This window comes from Stenotrophomonas maltophilia, from assembly GCF_002799245.1.
GTDB classification, from domain to species: Bacteria; Pseudomonadota; Gammaproteobacteria; order Xanthomonadales; family Xanthomonadaceae; genus Stenotrophomonas; species Stenotrophomonas maltophilia_S.
The window spans coordinates 275,824-300,666 of record NZ_NEQV01000004.1 but is presented as its reverse complement, the minus strand read 5'-3'; the positions used below and the strand labels follow the sequence as shown (position 1 = coordinate 300,666).

Annotated in this window: 16 protein-coding genes and 4 pseudogenes; 4 read left to right on the top strand and 16 right to left on the bottom strand. The window is 65.0% G+C overall.

Translation table 11 applies throughout. The features are described from left to right. Nucleotides 1-23: 23 nt before the first annotated feature. Both B9Y64_RS13675 and B9Y64_RS13670 read left to right on the top strand, forming a co-directional pair. Nucleotides 24-1,046, top strand: a complete 1,023-nt coding sequence (locus tag B9Y64_RS13675) for an AraC family transcriptional regulator (protein ID WP_100441172.1) — start codon at nt 24-26, stop codon at nt 1,044-1,046. Nucleotides 1,047-1,240: 194 nt separating this feature from the next. Then, a pseudogene (locus B9Y64_RS13670) lies at nt 1,241-1,492 on the top strand (IS5/IS1182 family transposase); the annotation flags it as partial. Between the two features lie 164 nt (nt 1,493-1,656). On the opposite strand, the gene istB reads toward B9Y64_RS13670, so the two are convergent. Then, the gene (gene istB / locus B9Y64_RS13665; RefSeq protein ID WP_046196323.1) at nt 1,657-2,394 is read right to left on the bottom strand and encodes an IS21-like element helper ATPase IstB; all 738 of its coding nucleotides are present in this window, start codon (nt 2,392-2,394) and stop codon (nt 1,657-1,659) included. A gap of 34 nt (nt 2,395-2,428) precedes the next feature. Next, nucleotides 2,429-3,973: an IS21 family transposase gene (istA, locus tag B9Y64_RS13660; protein ID WP_046196322.1), complete on the bottom strand. Its 1,545-nt coding sequence runs from the start codon at nt 3,971-3,973 to the stop codon at nt 2,429-2,431. A gap of 183 nt (nt 3,974-4,156) precedes the next feature. Here istA and B9Y64_RS13655 point away from each other — a divergent pair. After that, nucleotides 4,157-5,275: pseudogene (locus B9Y64_RS13655) on the top strand (IS5 family transposase); the annotation flags it as partial. 367 nt (nt 5,276-5,642) lie between these two features. Here B9Y64_RS13655 and tnpC read toward each other — a convergent pair. The 6 genes from tnpC to B9Y64_RS13625 all read right to left on the bottom strand — a co-directional run bounded on the left by tnpC (nt 5,643) and on the right by B9Y64_RS13625 (nt 10,100). Then, nucleotides 5,643-7,175 carry an IS66 family transposase gene (gene tnpC, locus B9Y64_RS13650; protein WP_100441171.1) on the bottom strand — a complete coding sequence of 511 codons (1,533 nt, stop codon included), beginning with the start codon at nt 7,173-7,175 and terminating at the stop codon, nt 5,643-5,645. A gap of 80 nt (nt 7,176-7,255) precedes the next feature. Beyond that, nucleotides 7,256-7,576: an IS66 family insertion sequence element accessory protein TnpB gene (tnpB, locus tag B9Y64_RS13645; protein ID WP_157804516.1), complete on the bottom strand. Its 321-nt coding sequence runs from the start codon at nt 7,574-7,576 to the stop codon at nt 7,256-7,258. Further along, nucleotides 7,573-7,911, bottom strand: a complete 339-nt coding sequence (gene tnpA, locus B9Y64_RS13640) for an IS66-like element accessory protein TnpA (protein ID WP_100441170.1) — start codon at nt 7,909-7,911, stop codon at nt 7,573-7,575. The genes tnpB and tnpA overlap by 4 nt, the downstream gene beginning before the upstream one ends. 85 nt (nt 7,912-7,996) lie before the next feature. After that, a complete protein-coding gene (locus tag B9Y64_RS13635) occupies nt 7,997-8,704 on the bottom strand; it encodes a hypothetical protein (RefSeq protein ID WP_100441169.1) in 708 nt (235 codons plus the stop codon). Nucleotides 8,705-8,752: 48 nt separating this feature from the next. After that, nucleotides 8,753-9,361: a hypothetical protein gene (locus B9Y64_RS13630; RefSeq protein ID WP_100441168.1), complete on the bottom strand. Its 609-nt coding sequence runs from the start codon at nt 9,359-9,361 to the stop codon at nt 8,753-8,755. 37 nt (nt 9,362-9,398) lie between these two features. Beyond that, nucleotides 9,399-10,100 (bottom strand): CerR family C-terminal domain-containing protein, encoded by a 702-nt coding sequence (locus B9Y64_RS13625; protein WP_100441167.1) that lies wholly within the window; start codon nt 10,098-10,100, stop codon nt 9,399-9,401. Nucleotides 10,101-10,222: 122 nt separating this feature from the next. On the opposite strand from B9Y64_RS13625, the pseudogene B9Y64_RS22580 reads away from it, so the two are divergent. Then, nucleotides 10,223-10,321, top strand: a pseudogene (locus B9Y64_RS22580) (hypothetical protein); the annotation flags it as partial. A 1,560-nt stretch (nt 10,322-11,881) separates the two neighbouring features. Here B9Y64_RS22580 and B9Y64_RS22575 read toward each other — a convergent pair. From B9Y64_RS22575 to B9Y64_RS13585, 8 genes and pseudogenes are all read right to left on the bottom strand, one after another. Beyond that, nucleotides 11,882-12,868 (bottom strand): annotated as a pseudogene (locus B9Y64_RS22575) (MGDG synthase family glycosyltransferase); the annotation flags it as partial. Nucleotides 12,869-13,025: 157 nt separating this feature from the next. Continuing rightward, nucleotides 13,026-13,826 (bottom strand): polyprenyl synthetase family protein, encoded by an 801-nt coding sequence (locus tag B9Y64_RS13615; protein WP_100441166.1) that lies wholly within the window; start codon nt 13,824-13,826, stop codon nt 13,026-13,028. Then, nucleotides 13,819-14,793: a patatin-like phospholipase family protein gene (locus B9Y64_RS13610; protein WP_100441165.1), complete on the bottom strand. Its 975-nt coding sequence runs from the start codon at nt 14,791-14,793 to the stop codon at nt 13,819-13,821. Before B9Y64_RS13610 ends, B9Y64_RS13615 begins: the two co-directional genes overlap by 8 nt. Beyond that, nucleotides 14,790-16,538, bottom strand: a complete 1,749-nt coding sequence (locus B9Y64_RS13605; RefSeq protein WP_100441164.1) for an ABC1 kinase family protein — start codon at nt 16,536-16,538, stop codon at nt 14,790-14,792. The genes B9Y64_RS13610 and B9Y64_RS13605 overlap by 4 nt, the downstream gene beginning before the upstream one ends. Nucleotides 16,539-16,547: 9 nt before the next feature. Then, nucleotides 16,548-17,927, bottom strand: a complete 1,380-nt coding sequence (locus B9Y64_RS13600) for an efflux transporter outer membrane subunit (RefSeq protein ID WP_238379898.1) — start codon at nt 17,925-17,927, stop codon at nt 16,548-16,550. A 97-nt stretch (nt 17,928-18,024) separates the two neighbouring features. Then, a complete protein-coding gene (locus B9Y64_RS13595; protein ID WP_100441162.1) occupies nt 18,025-21,348 on the bottom strand; it encodes an efflux RND transporter permease subunit in 3,324 nt (1,107 codons plus the stop codon). Further along, nucleotides 21,345-22,322 carry an efflux RND transporter periplasmic adaptor subunit gene (locus B9Y64_RS13590; protein WP_237680520.1) on the bottom strand — a complete coding sequence of 326 codons (978 nt, stop codon included), beginning with the start codon at nt 22,320-22,322 and terminating at the stop codon, nt 21,345-21,347. The genes B9Y64_RS13595 and B9Y64_RS13590 overlap by 4 nt, the downstream gene beginning before the upstream one ends. Nucleotides 22,323-22,687: 365 nt before the next feature. Beyond that, nucleotides 22,688-24,682: a relaxase/mobilization nuclease domain-containing protein gene (locus B9Y64_RS13585; RefSeq protein WP_100441160.1), complete on the bottom strand. Its 1,995-nt coding sequence runs from the start codon at nt 24,680-24,682 to the stop codon at nt 22,688-22,690. Between the last annotated feature and the right edge of the window lie 161 nt (nt 24,683-24,843).

The following is a 24,843-nucleotide window of genomic DNA, read 5'->3' as shown; positions in this document are numbered from 1 at the left end:
CAAGAACATGGAGCGAGACAACCGTGAACCCAAAAACTGTTCGAGTCACCTACCTGCGGCAAATTGCAGATCAAGCGGCTGAACTGGGCGTGGATACCGTGGCGTGGCTGGCCATTTCCGACCTCAAGCAAGATGATCTTGCCGATGCGTCGGCGGTAGTTGCCGTCGAAAAGTTTGGAGAGCTGATCACCCGCGCCGTCAGTCTGTCGCGTGAGACGGGCTTCGGGGTATTGGCTGGGCGTCGTTTGCTTACAGCAACCCATGGTGTCCTCGGCATGGCGGCTGCGGCAAGCCGCAGCATCCGTGAAGCCATGCAAATCGTCGAGCGTTTTGTCTGCATCCGAACGGAGGCTATCAGTATTCATACCCGCGAGGTAAATGGAAGTCTGGAGGTCTGGTTTGAACCGGCGATCGGTCTGGGTTCTGCAAGCAACACGGTGACGGAAATCGCGATGGTTGCAGTCAAAAATATCGCCGACGACATATTTCTGAGTCGCAGTGCCTGCAATATGGTTTACTTTCAATTTCCTGAGCCGCCTCATGCGGCACTGGCACGCGGCGTTTACGGCTGCGCAGTTCGATACAATCAGAAATGGTCAGGTTTATCTTTTGATATTTCTGCTGCCGAAGAAGTCACCCAGAAATACGATCCATTGGTTCTAACAGAGGCAGTACGCTTCTGCGTCGAAGAGTTAAATGAAACTGGAGATAACAGGAGCGCAGGCTCGAAATTGGAGAAAATTGTTCTAGAACGGCTTCCGCCAATTCCTCATCTCACCGTATGTGCACGGCTGCTGAGCACGACGCCTCGGACACTTCATCGGCGCTTGATCGAAGAAGGAACCTCTTACCGTGAAATAGTGGAATCAATTAGGCATCGCATGGCGTTGAAACTGCTCAGAAAAGGGTCTTCCATCAAAGAAGTGACCTATTTCTTGGGCTATGCGGACATCGCCAGTTTCAGGCGCGCATTCCGGCGCTGGGAAGGTATGGCGCCGTCGGATTGGACTACAAGAGTGCAAGAGCCGGCGGGTGAGTCCAGGTAATCGAGGGCTCCTAGAATGCGAATGCGCAGGGGACATTCGTCTGCGTCTCCGGCGTTGGGGATGGCCTGCATAACTCGTCGTCCCTGAAGAATCCCCGGAGCCCGCATGAACACTGGCGCGTTGGGGTGATCGCGGGGGCGCAGAACTCCCAGTTTGATTTCCAATAGGAGCTGTTTTCTGGGAGTTCTGTCGTGATGTTTGCCTGCCCCGCCACCGACGATTTCTTTCGCTCGCGCATCGACCACATGATCGATCTGCGCCACCCGTTGGCCGTGCTGGCCTCGCGCATGCCCTGGCAGGAGATCGAGGCACGGGTGGCCCAGGTCTTCTGCCGCAAAGGCCGCGCCGGTGTGGCCATGCCCGACCTGGACCTTTTCGGTGAACAGGCGCAGCGTGTGGCTGTTGCCAGCAACGCCGGACGGCCCCGCGTGCCGCTGCGCATCATGATTGCGCATTCCACTGATGGCGGACAGTGATTCCATTTCCATCGCGGACAGCGTTCCAGGCGATGGCGGACACGCTGCGCGGGTGTCCTGAGTGACGCTCAAATCGTAGCCGAAGTGTCCGCCATCAGCGTGGAACGGCGGTCGGCGCGGTCGGCGCGGCCGGCTCAGGCGGCCTTGGCGAGCTTTCGCATCGATTCGCCCTTGAGGGCAATCTTGTGCGAACCATGCACGATGCGGTCCAGGATGGCATCGGCCAGCGTGGGCTCGTCCAGCCAGGCGTGCCAGGCTGTTACCGGCAACTGGCTGGTGATGAGCGTTGAGCGCGCGCCCACCCGGTCGTCGAGCAACTCCAGCAGGTCGTTTCGCTCGTGCGCGGCAATCGGCGCGATACCGAAGTCGTCCAGGATGAGCAGGTCCAGCCGCGCCAGTTGCGCCAGCCGTTTGCCCAGGCTGCCATCTCCGTGGGCCACGTGCAACTCCTGCAGCAACCGTGGCGCGCGGGTGTAGAACACCGAGAAGCCTAGGCGCGCGGCCTGCTGCCCCAGCGCACAGGCCAACCACGTCTTGCCGCAACCGGTGGCCCCGGTGAGTAGCACGTTGTGGCCGTGGCGCAGCCAGTCCCCGCCGGCCAGGCTGGTGATGACCTCCCGGCTCAGGCTCCGGCTGGCGCGCCAGTCGATGTCCTCCAGGCAGGCACTGGAGACCTTCAGGCGCGCGGCCTTGAGCAGGCGCTCCAGGCGCTTGCTGTCACGCCAGTCCACCTCGCGCTGCACCAGCAGCGCCAGGCGTTGTTCGAAGGTGAGCTCGCTGGCTGTGATGTGGGTGACCGCGTCGCTGAGGGCGGCCACCATGCCGTCCAGGCGCAGGACGCGCAGCTGATTGAGGGTCTGTTCGTTGAGCATGGTCGTTGGTGCTTTCTTTGTCTGTATGGGGGTGTCAGTGGTAGTAGCCCGGCCCGCGCACGTTCTCGTGCAGCGGCAGGCTCGCCTGTGCGGCCATCGGCGCGTCCAGCGGCCGCTGGTCCAGGCCGCAGCCGAGGATGGAAGCGATGCTCTTGTAGGACGGTGAGCGAATCGACTGCGCCCGCGCGCAAGCCGCCTCCAGACGCTCGGCACCATACTCACGGCCCAGTCGCATCAGGCCCAGACAGGAGCGGTAGCCCTGCTCGGGGTGCTGGCGGTGCTCCATCTGCCAGCGCACAACAGCGGCGGTGGCCGCGCCCACGCGCTCGCCCCAGGCGATGAGCTTGGCCGGCGTCCACTGCAGGTGCGCGCGGTGCGAGGCCGGCATGTGCTCGGGCGTGGTGGTGTGCGCCCCCCGGCGGGGATTGAGGGCGTGGGCAGCCACCCGTTTGCTGCCGTGCAGGACTTCGAGCGTGCCGGCCGTGATGCGCAACTCGACCGGCTCGCCCACCAGGGCATGGGGCACCGAGTAGTAGTGGCCATCGAGCTCGACGTGGTAATCGATGTTGACGCGGGCGGGCTTGAAGCGGGCGATGGGCATGCGCTGCGCCGGCAGCGGGCGCAGGGCTGGCCGGTCGAGCTCGGCGAAGGCGCTGGCGCGGTTGCCCGGCAACTTCTTGAACGCGCGCTGGTTCAAGTCCACCAGCAAGGCGGCTATTGAACGGTTGAGCTCGGCCAGACTGAAGAAGGTCTGGTGGCGCAGCCTGGCGAGAATCCAGCGCTCGACCACCTGCACCCCCACTTCGACCTTGGGTTTGTCGCGCGGCTTGGCCGGGCGCGCGGGCATCACGGCCAGGCTGTAGTGCGCCGATAGCTCTTCGAGCAGGCGGTGCGCAGTGGGCTCGTAGCGGTCGGGGCGGGCCATGAGGGCGCGCGGCTGGTCGGGCACCAGCAGACGGGGCACGCCACCGATGAACTCCAGTGCGGCAATGATGCTGGCCACCCAGTCGGTGGCCTTCTGGCTGGCGGTGGCGCAGGCATAGGTGTAGTTCGATGCGCCCAGCACGGCCACGAAGACTTGGGCCTGGCGTATCTCGCCAGTGTCGGCATCCACGACAGGCACCGTCTGGCCGGCGTAGTCCACGAAGAGCTTGTCACCTCCCGTGTGGGTCTGGCGCATGGAGCGCTGCAGGCGCCGGGCCCAGGCCTTGTACTTCTCGCAGAAGGCGCTGTACTTGTACGCCTGACCGCCGTGCTGCTGCTGATATTCCTCCCACAGCAGTTGCAGCGTCACGCCGGGTCGGCGCAGCTCGCGGTGGATGTGGGCGTGGTCGGGTTCAAGGTGACGGGATTCGCGCGCCACCGGCGGCCGGTACAGCCGCGCTTGCAGTTCTTCATCGCTCAGGCTCTGGGCCAGCGCCCAGTCCACACCGGCCACGCGCGCGTAGCTGGCAATCTCGCTGACAGTGGATTTGGAGATGCCGAGGGCGGCACCGATTTGGCGGGTGCTCAAGGCCCCGCCGTGCAGCAGTTGAAGTGTGTGTCGTAGTTTGCTCATGGTGACCCTGGGTGTGGGCATCGCTGGTTCCGGTCAAAAAACCGGGCAGCGTATCCCGCGTTCGGGTCACTCAAAACACCCCGCAGGTGTCCGACATCAGTTTGGAATGCTGTCCGCCTTCAGCGTGGAACGGTGTCCGCCATCACGCTGGAACACTGTCCGCCATCAGCATGGAACCGTGTCCGCCATCGCGTGGAATACGCAATGATCGCGCTGCTGTACCTCAAGCACGCGTTCAACGAGTCCGACGAGGGCGTGGTGGCCCGCTGGGCCGACACCCCGCGCTGGCAGTTCTTCTCGGGCTGTGCGTACTACGAAGACCGCCAGCCCTGCGACGCCACCACCCTGGTCAAGTTCCGCCAGCTGCTGGGCGAGGAAGGCGTGGAGGAGTTGCTGGCGCAGAGCATCAATGTGGCCGTCGAGCTCAAGCTGATCAAGCCGCAGGAGCTGACCCGCGTGATCGTGGACAGCACGGTGCAGCACAAGGCCATTGCCCACCCCACCGACAGCCGTTTGCTGGAGACTGCTCGCACCAAGCTGGTGGAAGCGGCCAAGGATGTCGGTATCGACCTGAAGCAGACGTTTGCCAAGGAGGGCAAGGACCTCACCCGCAAGGCCGGGCGCTATGCCCATGCCCGCCAGTTCAAGCGCATGCGCCGCGCCATCAAGCGCCAGCGCACCATCGTCGGCCGCCTGCAGCGCGAGGTGGACCGCAAGGCCAGCGCCATCGGGGCGGCCGTGCGGCAGGCGCTGGGTGAGACCTTGAGCAAAGCCCGGCGCATCGTGGCCCAGAGCGGCCAGCGCAAGGCCACCGACGGACAGCCCAAGCTCTACGCCTGGCATGCGAGCGAGGTGGACTGCATCAGCAAGGGCAAGGCCCGAACGCCCTACGAGTTCGGCGTGAAGGTGGGCATTGCCAGCACGCTGAGCGGCAACCTGATCGTGGGCTCACGAGCCTTCCACGGCAACCCGTACGACGGCCACACCCTGAACGAGCAACTGGAGCAGGCGACGATCCTGATGCAGGACAGTGCGGTCAAGCCAGCGACGGCGTTTGTGGATCTGGGCTACCGGGGCGTGGATGCACAGAACCCGGATGTGCACATCGTGCACCGAGGCAAGGCCAAGCGGATCAGCGAGCAGGAGAGAAAGCAACTGAGGCGGCGCCAGGCGATCGAACCGATCATCGGCCACCTCAAGGCTGATCACCGCATGGATCGTTGTCACCTCAAGGGCGCGCAGGGTGACCGGCTGCATGCGGTGCTGTGCGCGGCGGGCTACAACATCAGCTGGTTGCTGCGCATGATCGCCAAGAAGGGGTTGGCCTTCTTGCGGCGACTTTATTTGCGCCTGTGCACGGTGGCGGGCGTGTCGCCGAACTGGCAAAACGCGTTGGGTACTTTGCTCACTCGCGCACTCGCCGGCTCAGTCCAGCGCCCTGTCGGCGCTTGCTTTTGAATAAATCAGGGACGACTAACTCCCTGCGGCCCGTGATGGCGCGGCCTCGGGCGGTCCACTGCCTTTCCTTTCTTGCCAATAGCCGAGCTATTGGCCGCAAAAAGACGCTTTGTGGCCCATCCCGGTCCGCACTACCACCGACTCGCGAGGATTATGCAGGCCATCCTTGGGGAAATTACTGTAAGCGTCCGGCGAACCCATGTTGACCGCTGCAGTCGCTCGTGTCTGACGATCAGAGGCCAGTGGGTTGCCAGCGATGGGGCAAGAGCTCGTCGATTCGGCTGGCCTTGTGCGTGGGCAGCCGCGTGAGTACATCCTTGAGGTAGGCATACGGGTCGTGCTCGTTCATGCGCGCCGACTGGATCAGGCTCATGACAGCGGCCGCCCGCTGCCCCGCGCGCAGGCTACCGGCAAACAGCCAGTTGTTTCGGCCAATGGCAATGGGCCGGATCTGGTTCTCGATCCAGTTGTTGTCCACTGGCAGCTGCCCGTCATCTGCAAACCGGGTCAGTGCATCCCAGCGCCGCAGGCTGTAGTCCAGCGCTTTGGCGGTTGCTGATCCGTCGGGCACCTGGCGCCGTTGCAGCGTCATCCACTCGTGCAGGGCATCCAGGATCGGCCGTGTCTGCTGCTGCCGAACGGCTTGCCGCTGCTCGGACCCCAGTTCTTTGACTTCGCGCTCGATCTCATAGACCCGGGCGAACTGTTGGAGGGCAAACTCGGCGATCTGGCTCTGGTTGGCCGCATGCAGATCGAAGAACTTGCGCCGCGCATGGGCCAGACACCCCACCTCGGTCACGCCGCTGGCGATCAGGGCCTTGTAGCCACTGAAGTCGTCGCAGGTCAGGCTGCCCTTCCAGGCCTTGTCGGTGCCGTGGCCCAGGAAGTGCCGGGCGTGCTCGCCCGAGCGAGACTCGCAGAAGTCGTAGACCACGGCTTTGATGCTCTCGAAGGCCCCGGGCGCGTAGGCCCAGAGGTAGGCGCGGTGCGTCTTGCCATCGCCGGGCTTGAGCATGGCCACCGGTGTCTCATCGGCATGCAGCACCCGGTGGCCCAGGATCTCGGTCTTGAGCGCATCGACCAGCGGTTGCAGCCGCACCCCGCAGGTGCCTACCCACTGCGCCAGGGTCGAGCGCGGGATGGCCAGGCCGGCGCGTCCGAAGATCGCTTCCTGCCGGTACAAGGGCAGGTGATCGGCGTACTTGCCCACCAGCACCTGGGCCAGCAGGCCGGTGGTGGGGATGCCTTTGTCGATGACGTGCGCCTCAACCGGCGCCTGAGTGATGCTCTCGCACCGGGCGCAGGCCCACTTGCCGCGGATATGGCGCTCGACGCTGAAGACGCCGGGCATGTAGTCCAGCTTCTCGGCCACGTCCTCACCCACGCGTTTCATCTGGCAGCCACAGGCGCAGGTGGTGGACGCAGGTTCGTGGCGAACCTCGCGGCGCGGCAGGTGCGCCGGCAGCGGTAGCCGTTTGGCTTGTTTCTTATCGGGGGTGGCAGGTGCTTGTGTCTGCGTCAGCGCATCGATCTCGCTGGCCACAGCCGCCAGGTCCGCTTCGATCTCGTCTTCAAGCAGGCTCTTCTGCTCAGGGTTGAAGCGCTCGGACTGGGCTGCGAACTTCATGCGCTTGAGCAGTGCGTTCTCGTGGGTGAGTTTCTCCAGCAGCGCACTCTGGTGGCGAACCTGAACCATCAGCCGAGCGGTCAGCTCGCGCAGTTGTTCTGCACTCAGACTGTCCAGCGATTGAGGTTCCACCACCATGGGCGTGACTGTGCCAGCGCGGGCAACGCTGCGCCATTGGCGCATGCACCGATGGGCAAGCACCAGAACATCGGTCAGATTCAGAGCACGGTGATGACACCACCATCGCCCAGGCGTTGCCAAGGCAGGCCCAGCACCAGGGCATCGAACTGTGGGCGACTGAGCGTGATGGTCGATACCCCCTCACGCGGCCAGACGAATTTGCCGCTGTTCAGGCGCCGCGCAGCCAGCCACACCCCGATGCCGTCGTGCACCAGCACCTTCATGCGGTTGGCAAACAGGTACGCGTGGTGCGGTCGTGCGGCGCCGAAGACGGCCACCACGCGGGCCAGCGCCGACTCCGTGCCGGCGCGCATGTCCAGTGGCTCGGTGGCCAGCCACAGGGCGTCGATGCGGATCACTTGAGCAAGTCTCCCATCCAGGCTGCACAGTGCTCAGCCGCCGAGACTGGCCAGGTCAGCGTCACGCTGGTGGCGCCACGGCGCAACTCGATGCGGATGTCTGGGGCCGGTACGCAGTTGGGTGCAGGCAGCGCCACCGGCACGAAGGTCGGGACTTGCACATCTGTGCTGGGGGCATGTGCCAAGCGGCGCCAGTTGTGCACGACGTTGGCATTGATGCCATGCGAGAGCGCTACGCTGGCCACCGAGGCGCCGGGCCTGGCGCACTCGGCCAGGATCTGCTGCTTGAGCTGGGCGCTGTGCCGCCGACGGGTCTTGGTCTTGGCTTCGGTCATGGTGTCCACCTATCTCGTTGGGTGGACACCATCGTTGCCGCTTACGCCGTCGCCCTCAAGGGTGGGATGGCCGGACGCTTACAAATTACTTTTTGGCCTCGTCGATGGACTGGCGGATAGACGCATAGGTCTCGGAGAAAAGCCGTTGGGCTTCCCCATAGCTCTTTTTCGTGGTCTCCCATACCTCGGCCGAGGCTTTTGAGACCCGGGCCTTGGTTTCCTCCACATTTGCATTCAGTGCGGCAATACGCCCTTCAATGGCTGTGCGCTGATCCCCCGCGAGCTTGGCCGCGTCGGCACGCAATCCAGCGAGCGCTTTCTGCTGCGCATTCAGTTCAGCCTCCAGTACGGCACGCTGCGTAGCGATACTGGCCTTGCTTTCTTCAAGGTACTTGTCTCGGGCGGCCTGGAAGGCGGCCCAATCATTGTCGAGTGCCTGACGTACTTCGGCGACTTGGGCATCGCTCCAGTTCTTTGCGTTGGCTGCGGCATCTTGAGCCCGGCGGCGATAGGCGTCCCGCTGCTTGCGCAGGTCCGCCAACGCCGCATCAGCCTTGGTGCGCGCCTCGCCCCGAAGCTTGCTGGCATCTTTTTCCAGGGCAGTGATGTTGGCATCAAGCTGGGCCAGCCGGTCCTGCGACCACGCCAGTGCTTGGTGAACCTTTGAGGGCTCCTTCTGTGGAGCGGCTGAATCGGCCTGTGCTTCTGCATTCTGTGCCAGGGCGGGAGGAGCCGACAGCAACGCTGTCTGAGCAAGCAGCGCCAAGGCGATTGTGGAAAAGCGAAGTTTCATGGTGATTTCTCCTGATGAGTCAAAACAAAAGCAACGTGGCGCCTAGGTTCAGCGAACCTTGAAAAAGGCATCCTTGATCTTCTGGACCGTGACGGCGTGAGCGGCCTTGGCATCGGCAAACCCCTGCTTGACGGCACGCCAGGATTCATCGCCAGCATCCTTGACCTCACCGATACGCGCCTGGAACTTCTCGGCCTCGATGGAGAGGCGATCGAACGCGGCATCGAGTTCGCCGCGGGCCTTCTCGACGGCATCGGCCGCCTGGTCACCCAAATCCTTCAGGGAGTTTTGCCACGCTTGCCGCTGTGCGCGCGCACGGACGATGACGATGTTGCGCACGGTTCTCACCTCGTCGCCGGTCGTGCTGACAAACTGCTGGAGGGCGGACTCGACCTCGATCCATTCGGCTTCGAGCTTGTCCTGAATCTCGCTCGCTTCCTGCTTTGCGGTGTCCGCCTGAGCGCGCAGATCATCGTAGTACTGCTGCAGCTTCGCGCGGGATGCCGCGAGGCGTGCGCGAGCTGCATCGGCTTGCTTGCGGGCATCCTCCTTGATATCGGCGGCCGATTTCTCGACCTGGGAGAGAATGGCATCGGTCTCATCGAGACGGTGCTTCGCCCATGCGATGGTCTGGTGTACGTAGGATTGGAGCGTCATGGTGCATTTCCTTTCAATGGGAGAGGGGTTGATGGAATCAAGCGGGGCCTGTTTTTCGGTCAGCGCCATCATCAGGCGACCGAACGGCAAGAAAGCCGCTTCGGCAGAGATCGCGGACCATGTCCGTGATTTGCCTGATGGCTTCGTTCTGAATGCTTTTCCAGTCCATGCCACGGAGCATCACGCCGCGCAGAAACCTGAAACTGAAAACTGCCGTCACAATTGCGATGACGCGCAGCCGCAGCGCCTCGTCATCGGAAGACCGGCCGCTAAACTGGCTGGCGGCATGTACCAGACGCTTTTGCAGCGGAGCGATCGCGCGTTCATGAATCAGGGCGAAGGCGTCGTCGTTGTCGTAAGCGCAGCGGGCCACGAATGCCGTCCAGGCGTGCGGCTCGGCTTCCTCCAGCATGGTGTGGAGCAGTTGGATCAGTGTGCGTTCGAAGCGAACGGAAAGCTCGACGTCCGAGGTATCGTCAAGCAAAGTTGCGGCCTCCGCGAAGCGATGGGCCGCATACTCGGCGATCATGTCCGCTGCAGCCAGATAGAGCTCCTTCTTGCTGCCGAAATGGTAGGGAATGGCCGACAGCGTGGTTTTGGCCGCCTGGGCCAGAGCGCGCGTGGTTGCCCCCTCGTAGCCAACGGCGGCGACAACGTCAACCGTCGCTTCAATCAACTGCGATCGGGTCTTGGCACTGCGCGCCTCGTGGCCGCTGGTTGATTCGGCATGACTTGACATACATCCTCCGATTGTTCCGATAAGAACATAGTTCATACGAACGAGCTTTTCAATGGCAATGAAACTGCGAAAAATCAGGAGCCCCGTGATCGGTGGCAACGGTCATAGGGGTCATCAAGCCGATGAGGAACTTCGCCTGGCTGATCCGAAACTCCTTCGATGGCATCGTCGCCTGGACCCAGACCCACCGGGCTGGCGGCCTCGTGGAAGCCCTGAACGGGCTCTTCCATGTCACCAAGCGTCAAGCGCGTGGCCGGTTCTGCTTCGAGACCATGCGCGTCTTGCTCTTGCGCATCGCCGCTGGGCTCGACTTCGCCCGGATCAACCCGCATGCCGCTGAACCCACTTGTCTCCCTGCTGCGAGGGTGCGACCGCGCACTGGGGCGAGCAAGCGCCGCCATTCTGTGCCACCAGACATGCAGCAGCGCCGACGAAGTGCCCGGGGGCACGTCACGCCCCAGCGCCGACTCGAACGCCCAAAGCCGCGCAAGGTAGGCCTGCACATGGCGTGCCTCCAAGCGCTGCGGGTTGATCCGCCCGTAGGCTTCCACGAGCTGGGTGAACAGCGCACGCAGGCGATAGGTGCGAGGGCGCGGATCATCCTCGGCATGCTCGGTGGCGAGTCGGGCAAGTTCGATCCCGCGATCGACGAGGCGGTAGAACGCCGCTGCGGCGGGAAGGTTCCCCAGGCGTTCGATCCGCGTGAGCGGCAGCTTCACGTAGGCCGCGAGCAGGCGCCGCAGATCGGCGAGGATGGCCCGTTCCAGCGCCAAGTGGGGACGGCCCGCGGCGGGCGAAGCGGGCCAGCATGCCCGCAGGTCCTCCACGTAGAGCTGCCGGTCGCCGAAGTAACTGGTGACCTGCCGGGCCACCGCCTGTTCGAGCGCGTCTGGCTGCGCATCGCCCAGGACGCGCGCCATCGAGCGCAGCGGCTGTCCCATCGACAGCGGGAAACGGGAGAAACGGTAGCTTGCCTGCGTTCCAGGCAGCAATCGGTAGGCGACCAGTTCTTTCCGCAAAGCAGGGTCTTCCTCGAAGCGTGCCCGCATGCGCTCGAACAGGTCCAGCGGCATGCTCGGCAAGCCCGCCCGGTCGTACAGGGAACGGTCGTCGTAGCCGCCGGCAGCGAGAATTCGCGCCACCACGTCGGCGCAATTGAGATCGCTCCTGCTCCAGCGCAGGCTGGCGTCGCGGAATCCGGTTTCGATGCGGTGCGCCTCGGCCACCATCGCCGCACGACACCCGGCGGGAATGCCCTGGACCCGCAACCCGAGCGTCTCACGGCCATAAGCCATGCCGTAGGTGTTGGTGTGGACTTGCGAACGGGACGGGCGATCGATGCCGTACAGGTAATCCGGCAGGCTCACGTGCTGCAGGAAGTTCGGATCGACGGACGGGTCTGCGATGTAGTTCGCGCTGTAGACGATGCCGCTGATGCGGATGGCCAGATGCCCGAACGGGTTTTCGAGCACGACCCGTTGCGGCGTTTGCGAGGTGGCATAGGACAGCAGCAGTTCGACCTCTGCCGGCGCTTCGGCATCCAGTTTCGCCAGTGCCTGGCCGATGCCCTGGACGGGCGCGCCGTTCTCGACGCCGAAGTCGGGCAGTGGGCGGGCCGGCCTGAAGCCTTCGTCGAGCGCAAACCGGACGATGCTCGCGATGTCGATGCTCTGCCGGAACTCCCGTTGGGCGCGCAGCATCGCCTCGCGCTGGGCGGGGTCGCACAGCAGTTCCATCGCGAACTTCCCCGCATCGTCGGCGCTGGCCGCAAACCTGGCCAGGCCCTGGCGCTGGAACAGGGCTGCATTCTCGCGCTCGTGGCCGCTGATCACGTCGAGCAGCACGGTCGGCACCCCGAGTGCAAAAGCCTCTGCCGGCGTCATCCCGCCGGCCTTGGTGACCAGGATGTCGGCGGCGGCCATGCAGGACGCCATGTCACTGCGCGACAGCAGCCCCAGAAGCTTCAGTGTCGCCCTCTCCGGCAGCTTTCCCTGCAGATCGGCGAGCACTTCGTGCTGCCCCGAATTCGTGCCGCACACCGCGATGATCTGCAAACGACCCGGGCCGTGGCGAACGACACTGCCGATGACCCCGGGATAGTCGCCCACCCCTTCCTTGCCGCCGGTCAGCAGCAGTGTCGGCACGTCCGCCGACAGCCCAAGGCCCTGGAGCGTGGCGCGGCGGGCGTCGGCGGATGTCGCAGGAATCCGCACCGGCATGCCGCTGGTAACGACCTTGTCGGCCGGAACGCCTGCTGCCAGCCAGCGCGTTTCCAACTCCGGGTGGGCAAGAAAGGTACGGTCGATCCGCTTGGAGATGCGCGGGAAATAGCCCTCGAAAAAATCCGTGTGCAGCCAGCCGATTCTCGTGTCGGACAGCAGCCCTTTCTCCCGCAAGGTTCCCAACACCTGGGCGGCCCCGTAATGGGTGGCGAGAACTGCATCCGGCCGCTGTGCGGTCAAGTAGGCCAATACGCTTTCTTCCGGATAATCGTTGGGCAGCATCGACAGCGAGGGCGCACGGCTGCCGCGCGTCTGCATCGCACGGAACAGGCTCTCGAAGCACTCCGGCAGATGGTTGGCGACGAACCAGTACAGGCGCTCATCGACCCGTCGCCACACAGGATGCATGAAGGCGCGGATATCCTGCAGCAGTACCGGGGTCGCCGGAGATTGCCGCATTATCTCGTCCCGAATGGATTGTGCGGCACAGATGTGTCCGTATCCGATAGAGGAATAGAAGATGACGACCTTCCCGGTGGTGCTCATCGCCCTCTCCCGCTGCGCAGAATGAAAAGCAGGAGCCATAGGCTGCCGATCATGTAGCCCGTGAGCAGATAAGGACATGGACAGCACCGGCGGTGCCAAGCATGTGAATGGGATCTTTTCTCATGAAATGGGACTCTCTTGTTTCACTTGGTATTGGTCAGGATGCCGGCATGTGGTTCCCGGGGGGGTGCCCCGTCGCATTGATTCTTGCCGCGATCAGTTCAGCGAGTTCGAGTGGATGGCCGTTCCCTGTGGCCGTCGCGATGGTCCGTGCTCCCTGCATTGCTTGGCGGCACAGGTCGAGTGCTGAACGTTGGACGGTCGTGCGCGCCACGAAGTCGTCCATGACATCGGCTTCCTGCAACAACACGCAACTTGCAACGAGGGTTTCTCCGTAGCGCCGCGCTACTTTGGCTAGAGAATCAGAGTAGCCTGCGAGAGTGGCCCCTGTGGCGCCAGCCGCCTCACCCAGCGGCACGGCCAATCTTTGACGAGTCCGCAACCATTGTGCTGGATCGTCGCCTGTGATCTGCACATGCTTCAGGTTGGTGGCCTCCAACTCAGCCGCCCGGTTGACCGCATCGGCAACCAGGGCCAGGACTTGAAGGTCATCGCAACGCACCAGCAAGCGGAAGGCACCTGTGGTCAGGTAATCCCCCGCCAGCACGGTGGCCGCATTGCCGAGCAGCGCAGATGAGCCGCGCGCCGCATGGACGTGGGCATGCAATTGCTGCAAGCTGATGTAGATCAGGTCCAGCGCGGTACCGGCGTTGATGCCCTGCTGCCCGGAATGGATGCTGCAAGTCACCAGTGCCCGGATCGGTATCTGCTGGTCCGACAGCAACAGGCGCACGGCAAGCTGCACGGGCGCAGCCTCACAGGTCAGGGTACCCGTCACGGCGGCGCGGACGCCGGTCATTACAGTCTCGGTAAAGCTCATGAGATGCGAGTCAGCCATGGGTTGACGTTTCTGCCCAGCGAGCCAACTGCTCGGCTGCGCAGCGATAGCCGATCTCGACGATTTCCTCGGCGCGGGCGAATTGGAGGAAGCGGATGTGACCCAGGGGCGGCTGGATGAGGATGTCGGGTTTTTCCAGTTCGAGGCGGGCCTGCGTGATGCGGGTCTCCATCACATTGATCGACGCGAGCAGCACTTCGAAGATGTTGGGGGCCGGCTCTTCGACCGAAGCCCAGCGGGCCAATTGGGCAGAACCCGGAATTTCATGAGCAAGCATGCGCTCCTTGATCCACTGAATTGCCTGCCGATAACCCTCAACCCAGTCGCCCCTTTCCGTCAGTCGGCCTGGCGGCAATACGGGCTTGAAGTTCTTCCCGGAAACGATCTCATGGTTGAGATCAACCGCGATGACAACGTCGGCTCCCATAGCGCGCGCCACGCCAACCGGCACCGGGTTGACAAGGCCTCCATCAACCAAGATCCGGCCGTTACTTCGTATTGGTGTGAAGACACCGGGTACGGAAATGCTGGCACGCACGGCATCAATGACATCGCCGCTGGCTATGGTGAGTTCCTCGCCGCTAACAATGTCGGTGGCCACGGCGGCAAACCGTTTTGGCAGCTCCTCTATGCGCGCGGATTGCACGTACTCACGCACCAGATCGCTGACCTTGGCACCGTCCAGCAGCCCGGACTTGGGCAGCACAACATCGAAAAAGGCAACGGTTTTCTTCCAGTCGAAGGACTGAAATACCGCTTCGAGTTCATCCAGCTTGCCAGCGGCGTAAACAGCGCCAACCAGCGCGCCCATGCTGGTGCCGGCGATGAAGTCGATCTCGATGCCGGCTTCCTCGACGGCCCGCAGCACGCCGATGTGCGCGAGCCCCCGCGCGGAGCCGCTGCCCAGCGCCAAACCAATTTTTGGCACGAACCCCTTTGAATCTTTGCCATCAGCGAACTGCATCATGTTCCGCCCTTGCCACCACGCCAGATGGAGACCAGCACCCAGATGCCACCAATGACGGCAGCGATGAAACCGAGCAGTCCGAAAGAGGGCAGGCCCGGCAGGGAGGGTTCGCGCTCGACGGTCATGACGATGGCCGAGCCGACGATCAGAGCGGCGGTGACGATGCTTATCGCCAGGCGGCTGACGGCGCGATCTAGCTGATCGCCGACCCGCCTCAGATGGGTGACGTCGATGTGCACTTCCAGCCGGCCACGGCGGGCGGCTCGCAGCAGCCGGGAGAGGTCCTGGGGCAAGCCTGCCAGCAACGAGAAGATGTCACCGGCCGCCCGCCGCCCCCGTCTGAGCAGCGCTGCGGGGGAGTAGCGCGCGTACATGGCACGCTCCAGCAGCGGCAGTGCATGGTTGGCCATGTCAAAGCCGGGATCGAGTTCACGACCCAAGCCTTCCAGTGTGACGAAGGCTTTGATCAGCAGGGACAGATCGTTGGGCAGGACGAGGTGATGCTGGCGCGGGATCGCCACGAGGTCGGACAACATGGCGCTCAAGCGCAGTTGCTTCAGCGGCACGCCGTGGTAGCGATCGATGAAAGACCGGACTTCCAACAACAGATCCTGCTCATTTGCCACGCCGTCGCTCGTCCATTCGAGCATGACGTCGGCGACGCCGCCGGCGTCGTTCCTCACCAGCCCCAGCAGCAGGCGGATCAACTGGTCGCGGCGTTCCTCCGCCAGCCGGCCGACCATGCCGAAGTCGATGAAGGCGATACGGTTGCCCGGCAAATAGAACACGTTGCCCGGATGGGGATCGGCGTGAAACAGCCCGTCCTCGACGATCATCTTCAATACCGCACTGGCACCACGCCGTGCGAGCACCTTGCGGTCCAGGCCGGCCTGGTCAACGGCCTGAAGCCTGCGCCCGGAAATACCACCGATGAATTCCTGTACGCAGACCCGCTCGCCGGTCCACTGCCAATACACGCGGGGAATGACGATGATGGGAGGTGCGCCATCCGCGTCCGGCTTTACCTTGCCCGGGACGACAGGGGGAGCATCCTGATCGGCATAGCCGGTGAAGTTCCCGGCGATGCGTTCGGCGTTGCGGCATTCGTCAGCGAAATCGAGTTCGTTGCGCAGCGACTGTGCGAACTGGCGCACCATCTCGCGCGGATGCAGGACGCGCCATTCCGCGCTCTCCGTCTCGGCGAGTTCGGCCAGGCGTGCAAGCCAGCGCAGATCGGCTTCCAGAATGTGCCGAATGCCGGGCCTGCGCACCTTGACCACGACTTCGCCGCCGTCGTCGAGACGCGCCCGATGCACCTGCGCAATGGAAGCGGCCGCCAAGGGCTCGGGATCAAAGGCCGCGAAGATTTCCTCGGGGGGCGCGCCGAGGTCTTCGCTAAGCTGCTGGTATACGGCTGCCCAGGGGGCGGGCGGCGCACTGTCCTGCAATTTCCCGAATTCGGCGGTCCACTCGGGTTCGAGCAGATCGACCCGGGTAGCGAGCACCTGGCCGAGTTTGACGAAAGTCGGCCCCATCTCCTCCAGTGCCCGCCGCACTCGTTCGGGGGGCGTCATGTGGGCGAAGTCTGCCGCTTCGCTCCAGTGCAGTGCCGTCCCCGCCCGCTCCAGGGCTTTGGACAGCCCTATCCGGCGCACCATGTCGCCAAAGCCGTAACGGACCAGGATCGAGGCGATTTCGTGCAAACGCCGTAGATCACGCATCGCGCTCAGTGCCTGCCAGAACATGGCGCCTCCTCATCTTTTCGGGGCTTGCTTGGTGCCGCCGCCCAGCGCCGCGTACAGCCCGATTTGGCTTGACAAGGCCGCCTTGCGGACCTGCACCAGCTGCTGCGCGAAGGCAAGCAGGTCGCGCTCGGCGTCCAGTACCTCCAGGTGCGCCGCCGAACCGGCATCGAACAGCATCCGCGCCAGTTTCAAACGCTCGGTCTGCGCGGCGTGGGCCTGGCGCGCCACGGCGAGTTGCTCGGCGAGCTTCTGCCTTGCGGCCAGGGCGTCGGAAACGTCGCGAAACGCTGCCTGGATGGCGCGCTCGTATTCGGCAATGGCGATGTCGCGCCGCACGACGCTGACGTCGAGATTGGCCTGTCGCATGCCGGCATCGAAGATCGGCAGTTCGATCGTCGGCTGGAACAACCATGCCCGGGTGCCCGACGAGAACAGGTCGCTCAGGCTGGTGCTGACCGTGCCGGCGCCGCCGGTCAGTGCGATGCGTGGGAAGAACGCGGCGCGCGCCGCACCGATGTTGGCCTGGCGCGCCCGCAGTGCATGCTCGGCGGCCAGGATGTCCGGGCGGTTGAGCAGCAGGTCCGACGGCAGCCCGTGCACCAGTTCGGGCATGACCAGGGCTTCATCCATCGGGGCCGATGGCGGCGGCAATTGGGGTTCGCTGCCGAGCAGCAGCGCCAGGGCATTGCGCTGCTGCTCGCGCTGCAATTCGAGCTGCACCTGCAGGGCTTTGCCCTGGCTGAGCAGGGTGCGCACCTGGGTCAGCTCCAGCCGGGAGCCATGGCCCAGCTCGAAGCGTTTCTGGAAGATTTGCGCCAGCGACTGCTGGTTTTCCACCGTGCGCCTTGCCAGCGCGATGCGCTCGTCGAGTTCGCGCAGGCCCAGGTAGGCATCGGCGACCTGGGCGATCAGCGCCAATTCCACGGCGCGGTGGCCCTGACCGGTGGCCAGCCATTGCTCGAATGCGGCGGTTTTCATGCTGCGTACGCGGCCCCACAGGTCCAGCTCCCAGCTGCTGATGCCCACGGAGGCTGCGTTGACCTCCAGGACCGAGCGGCCCGCCAGCGGCTGTAGCCCATCGGGCAGGCCGGCGCGTATCTGCTGCACCCCCACGCCAACCATTGGCGCCTGCTGCGCACGCTGGATGCGGAAGGCGGCGCTCGCCTCCTCGGTGCGCAGCAGCGCCACGCGCAGATCGCGGTTGTTTTCCAGCGCGGTCTCGATCAGCGCCTGCAAGGCCGGGTCGGTGAAGTACGCGCGCCACGCCAGGTCGGCCGCTGCCGCAACGCCCGGCGTGTCGGGCTGCGTCCGCCAGTTCGATGCGACGGGGAGCGCGATGGGATCGAGCGCGGGCGCCAGCGAGGCGCAGCCGCTCAGCACCGCCAGCACCACCAGCGTGCCGACGAGCCGATGGCGGGCCGATGGGCCGGTCTCATGGCCTGCGCGGGCTTGGCGGCGGCGGGGGGACGATGTGCCGCGGTCATTCTCATGCATGGTCTGCTCCTGTGGCCGCCGGGGCTGTATGGCGCTTCGCATGCAGCTCATAGAGCAGCGGCACGACGAACACGGTCAGCGCGGTCGAGACCAGCGTGCCGAAGATCAGCGAGACGGCCAGCCCCCCGAAGACCGGGTCGGTCACCATGACGGCCGAGCCGAAGATGATCGCCAGCATGGTCAGCAGGATCGGCCGCAGACGCACCGCGCCGGCCTCGCGCACGGCCTCCCTCAGCGGCATGCCGCGTCGGATGTTGTCCTGGATGAAGTCGATGATCAGCAGCGAGTTGCGGATCACCACGCCTGCCAGCGCGATGATGCCGACCATGGATGTGGCGGAGAAATCCACGCCGACCAGCCAATGCCCCGGAAAAATGCCGATGATGCCGAGCGGCACGGCCGACATGGCCACCAGCGGAACGATGAACGAGCGGTAGTAGGCGACCAGCGCGAAATAGATGATGAGCAAGGCGCCGCCGAGGGAGAGGGAGAGATCCCGGTACACATCCAGCGTCATGCGCATCTCGCCGCCCCAAAGCAACTGGTAGCCGTCGATGGTGTCGGGCACGTCCTCCTTGAAGCGCAGGTTGCCGGTGCGCAGCGGGCGTCCGTCCGGCGCGGTGATGCCATGCAGGCGCCGCTGCAGGTCGAGCACTGCGTACAGCGGCACCGAGTCCGACAGCTCCGCGCCGACGAAGGTAACCTTCTCGTTGTCGCGGTGCAGGATGGGGCGATCGACCGATGCGGGGACCACTTTGACCAACTCCGCCAGCGGCACGGGTCGGCCGGCGGCGTTGTCCACGAACACCCGGTCGAGCCGGGCGGGATCGACCTCGAAGCGGCGCGGCACGAAGGCCCTGACCGATACCGGCAGTTTCTCGTCCGGTACGTGGGCGCGGCCGAGCGTGGTGCCGCCATAGACCAGCGCCAGCGCCTCGGCAATCTGCGCAGTCGAGACGCCGGAGAGCGCGGCCTTGTCCTTGTCCGGCACGATGCGGTGTTCCCGCACCTCTTCCGGTTCGGTGTCGGTGATGTCGACGGTGTCGTAGGTTTGTGCGAAGGCCTCGCGCACCTGGGCCGACAACGTGCGCAGCCCCTCGGCGTCGGGGCCGTAGACTTCCGCCAAAACGGTCGAGCGCAGCGGCGGACCCGGCGGCTGCTCCACCAGCGCGACCTCGGCACCGGGCCAAGCAGCGCGGACCGCTTCCACTCGAGGGCGCAGTTCGCGCACGACGTCGATGGAGCTTTCCTTGCGGTGACGCTTGTCGGTGAGGTTGACGCGGATTTCCGCGACGTGGCTGCCGGCACGCGCGGCGGTACCCTTGAACAGACCGCTGAAGTCGGCCACACCTGCCTGGCCGACCCAAGTCTGGTAGTTGAGCACGTGTGGTTCCCGCGCCAGCACCGCGGTCACTTGGCGCACCAGGCGATCGGTGTCTTCCACCGGTGTGGTTTCCGGCATCGAAACCACCACGTTGAAGGTGTTCTGGTCATCCTTGGGCAGAAAGCCGATCGGCACGCCCAGCGCGGACACTGCCCCGCCCACGCCCGCCGGGCGGACGAACTGCCAGCCGCCTTGCATCAGCGAAACCGCCATCAGCAGCAGAACCGCCAGAGCGAAGCCGATGCGCACGTTTCTGCGCTGCTGCAGAGGGCCGAACAGGCGCAGGTAGAGGCGCTCGATCCGTCCCGGCGTGCCGTGACCATGGACAAGCTGTCCGTGTTCGGTTTCCGGCCATGATGATTCTTCCCGCAGGACTTCGTGGCGATGAAGCCAGCGATTGGACGCCCACGGCACGACGATGTAGGCCACCACGATGGAGGCGGCCATGGCGACAGGCACGGTGACCGCTATCGGGAAAAAATACTGGCGCGGCATGCCGGTCAGGGCCAGCAGCAGGGTGATGAAGACCAGCATCACCGCAAAGGTGGCCAGATTGGTGGCGTTGCCGATCTCGTTGGTCGCCAGCACGGTTTCCGCCTGCTTGTCTGCCTTCGGTTTGCGGCTGGCGTAGTGGCGGTGGATGTTCTCGATGACCACGATGGCGGCGTCCACCAGCAGCCCCAGTGCCAGGATCAGGGCGAACAGCGTGACGCGGTTGATGGTGACGCCGCCGAGCAGGTTGGCCGTCAGCGTGATGCCCATGATCAACGGCACCGTGATCATCACGATCAAGGCCTCGCGCCAGCCTAGGAAGAGGATCAGCACCAGGCCCACGGTGACGAGGGCGATCGCCAGGTGTTCCAGCAGCAGGTTGACCGCGTCGTCGGCCTTCTGGCCGTCGTTGCGCGTCACCACGACCTGGATGTCCTGGGGCACGAAGCTGGCCTGCATGCGCTGCATGCGGTCGATCACTGCGTTGGCGACCAGCACGGCATTGGTGCCCTTCTTTTTGGCCACAGCGATGGTGACGGCGGGCAGGTCTGTGGCATCGGCCGTGCCAAAGCGTGGATCGCCGGGGCCGAAAGAGAGGCGGCTGGCCGTGGCCGGCTCCGACGGCGGGCCGTCGGTAACGGTGGCCACGTCGCGCACGTAAACCGGCCGCTTGTCGCGCACGGCGACGAGCTGGTTGCGCACATCCTCGGCTGAAGTGTAGGCCGCAACCAGCTTGATGGCTTGTACCTGACCGTCACGTACGGTGGGATGCAGTGGCAAGGTCAGGTTGCTGGCTGGGAAGGCCGCTCGGGCTTGGCCCAGGGTCACGCCGTAAGCCTGCAGGCGATCGGGGTCCAGTTCGATGGTGATTTCGCGGTGCTGCCCGCCGCGCAAGGAAACCACCGAGACATTTTCGGTACTGCGCAGGCGCTCGGCCATGCGTTCGGCCATGCGGTTGAGCGCGTAGTCATCGTATTTCGACGAAGCCAGCGTGAAAGTGACGATCGGCACGTCGTCCGCGTCGATGCTTTGCACCAGTGGCGTCGTGGCGTCGGCAGGCAGCCAGGCGCGGCTGGCCATCACGCGGTCATAAAGCTTGACCAGTGACTGCTCCTTCGATTCGCCGACCTTGAATTGCACCTGAACGATTCCCTGCGAGTTGCGGGAAGTGCTCTCGATGTGATCGACGCCGGACAGTTCGCTCAGAACGCCTTCGAGGGGCGTGACCACCAGCGCCTCGACCTCACTGGCAGAGGCGCCCGGCAGGCCGACCATCACGGCGGCAGCGGGCACGATGATCTGCGGGTTTTCCTCGCGCGGGGTCTGCAGCACCGCCACGACGCCCATCAGCGCCACGGCGATGATGAAAACCAGCGTGAGCTTGGAGGTGATGAAGTGCTTCGCGAGAAAACCCGCGAAGTTCAGGCGCTGCTGCGTCATCGCGCGCCCCCGGCGGCCTGGACCGGCATGCCGTCATGGACGGTGTCGGCGACGCTGGCGAGAATGGTTTCTCCGTCCGACAGGCCGGCGCTCACCTCCACCACATCGCCCAGGCGCTGGCCGGTGCGCAGCCAGCGAAAACGCGCCACACCGTCCTGCAGCACGAACACGCCGTCCAAGCCACCGCGCCGAACGAGGGCCGCACGCGGCACCGTGACGGCCCGTTTCTCGTCCAGTAGGATTTCGAGGCGGCCGAACATTCCCGGCAGCAGGCGCGCGTCCCGCGGCAGCACGATGTCCACCTCGTAGCGGCGGGTCACGCCATCACCCGACGGCACAACACCCCGGACCCGTCCCTTGAGCCGCTCATCGCCCAGCGCGTCGATGCGCACGGGAATCGAGTCGCCGGCCTTGACTGCCGCCAGGCTGCGCTCGGGCACGAACGCCTTGAACAGCAAGACCTCACGCGACTCCACCGTCATCAGCGGCGCGCCGGGAGCGGCCATCTCGCCGCTGCGCCGGGCCACCGAGACGACCACGCCATCCACCGGACTGGTGATGGTCACGTAGTTGCGTTGCGCCTGTGCCGCCGCCAACGCCGACTGCGCTTGTTCCAGCGCCGCGCGGGTGGTTTCCTCCCGCACCCTGGACTTGCGCAGCGCATCGGCCGAGATCGCGCCAGCCGGCACCAGTTGCGCGTTCTGGTTCACGTCGTGCTGCGCATCCCGCCAAGCCTCCTGGGCGGCCTGCACGCCGGCGCGTGCCTGCGCGATGGCCGCGTCGATGTCAGAGGCGTCGATGCGCAACAGCAGGTCGCCGCGCCTGACCGCCTGGCCCTCGCGAACATCGAGTTGGCGAATGAATCCGGTCACGCGCGAAGCCACGTCGATGCGTCCATCAGAGACGACGCTGCCAGTCACATCGTTGGTAACAGGCCATCGTGCCTGCCGTACCACGACAACATCCGCAGGCATCGGCTTGGATGCGGATCGAGGCGAGCTTGAGCCATCCGTGCAGGCAGCGAGCAGAAATATGCAGCTAGACAGCACAGCCACCCTGCACGCCTGCGTGCCCCTGCCTGTGCTCTGCGTGCCAGCCTCCCAGACCGACGGCACATGGCCATGGCGGCCGAGCGCATAGGTAGTCAAGCGATTCATGGGTGCCTCGAAGTCTTGGTCATGTCAGATTCTAAACATGTTCGTACGATCGAACTATATTTAATCGAATAATTTAGTCAAGTGCAGAACGAGCGGATGACCTCCGTGCGCGCTCGATGCTTTCTTGATCGGAACATTGCAGGCCTTCGGTATCGAATGGAAAAAACGTTTTGTCCATCGTCTCAAACGATAGCAGGCCCGCGTTTACGCCCGATCTCCCAACATACCCCGCTACCGCGCACTATGGCCGCAAGCGGCTGCCCCAGGCGCTGTTCAATTACCGGTTTCCAGGGCACCAGGCTGAATCCCATGCCATCGTCCAGCATCGCGTAGCGCCCACTGGCGAGCATGACGCTGCGGCGGTAGATGCCGGCCACGCGCTGCCCGTCGGCCACCGGGCGATGCTCCAGGCCGGTTTCGCCGGCAATGTCCTTCGCGGCCTGCGCCAGTTCCCGGTTGCGCAGCGTGCCCAGCAGGTTGCGCGCCAGGATCACACGCTGCCCGCGCCGCTCGGCCAGACCCTGTTCGGCCAGGAAGTCGGCGCGCTGCTGCATCGCCTGCTTGGCCTCCGCGCCAAAGCCCAGGTCGCCCAGGCCCGAGCCGCCGCCGATCAACTGCTGGTCGAGCCAGGTGGCCCCGATCACGCGTGCCTGCCACTCGATGGGCAAATGCGATTTCAGCTCCACGGCCACGCCGCCCAGGCGTTGCGCGTCGTAGCGGCGGCCCTGCTCGGGCAGGTCGCCCGGCACCTTCCATAGCCCTTCCGCCACACGCTCCACGATGCCCGCCCGGCGCAGGGCTTCCAGGCGGCGGACATGGGCCGCCACAACTTCCTGCGGGTCGCGGCCCGGTACGGCCTGGCCCTGCGCGATGGCGAGGTGGTGGTCGGTGCGGTACAAGCCATCGCTCGCCAGCGCGGCGATGTTCCTGTCGGCCGCGCGCACGTCGGCCGAACCCTTCACCTCCACTACGGCCCCGGTCGGATAGTTCGCCAGCTCGTCGCGGGCGTTGAGCGCGACGTAGTGGGCCTTGCCGTCCACGCCGTCGATGACCAGATAGCCCCGGTCGTGCAGTTCGTCGGCCAGTCCCTTCGCAGCCACGCGCCCGAGGATGGTTCGGCCATCGTCGCCTGGCTCGAACACCGCCATCTCGCGCGGCTCGCCGCGCATGGCCCGCTGCATCGTGCGGATGATGTCGCCGCGCTCGCCCAGGGCGCACAGGGTCTTCTCTGCATCGGCATGGACGGCCCAGGTGCCCGGCCGCGTCTCGTCGGCCAGGCCCAGGCGCTGCAAGCGTTGCAGGCGGCCGATCAGCAGCAGGCGCCGGCGCTGCAAGGGGGGGGCGTTAAGCCGTTCGGTATGCACCAGGCCATCGCCGCCGGCCTCGCCCATTTCTCGTTTGAGGGTGCGATCCAGGCTCGTCCACCGCTCTTGCTCCACCTCGCGCTGCAAGGTCTGCTGGATCTCCAGCTCGGTGCGCGGCCCCAGCCATTCGGTCGCCAGCTCGGCGGCGCGGTGGCGGAAGCCATCGGCGATGTAGTCGCCCGCGATGATGAGGTCTTTGCCCGTGTCGTCGCGCCCGCGCACGACGATGTGCGTGTGCGGGTTGTCGGTGTTCCAGTGGTTCACGGCCACCCAGTCGAGGCCCGTGCCCAAGTCGGCCTCCATGCGGCCCATGAGGTGCCGCGTGTAGGTGCGCAGGTCTTCCAGCTCCACGCAATCCTCGGGCGAGAGGATGAAGCGGAAATGGTGCCGGTCGTCGGCGCAGCGTTCCTTGAAGGCGTCGAGGTCGGCCATGTCTGTCTGCGGCCCATAGGCTTGGCCCGGCTCGCCGTCGCGACCCACGCCATCGCGCTCGATGTAGCGCAGGTGCTTGGCAAGCGACTGCGGGCTGGCCCGCTGGTGATTCACCAGCAGCGTCTTGATGGTCACGCGCCGGGACATCGGCGTCAGCTTCGCGCCCGCAAAGCGCGCCGCCGTATGGCCGCGCCCCAGGCGCGATCCGGGCCGTTGGCCGGTGCCGCCCGCCGAGCCAGGACGGCGCACTGTGGACTTGCCGCTGCTGGCCTTGCCCGTCTGCTTGAGCACCTTGGAAACGAAGCTCTGCCCTTGGCCCTTGCCCCGGTTCTTCGGGGCGCTGGGGCGCACGCGAAAATCGTCATCGCGGCGGTCGCTCATGGCTGTGCTCCCTGCAAGCTCTGGCGTGTCCTGTCGTGCGAAGCACGCGGACATGCCTGCATTGGCGCGGGCCTCGCGCCATACGCGGCACGGCGGCGAAGCCGCTCCGTGCCGCACCAACCCCATGTGCAGACTGGCTTTACGGGCCGACAGGTGCCGCC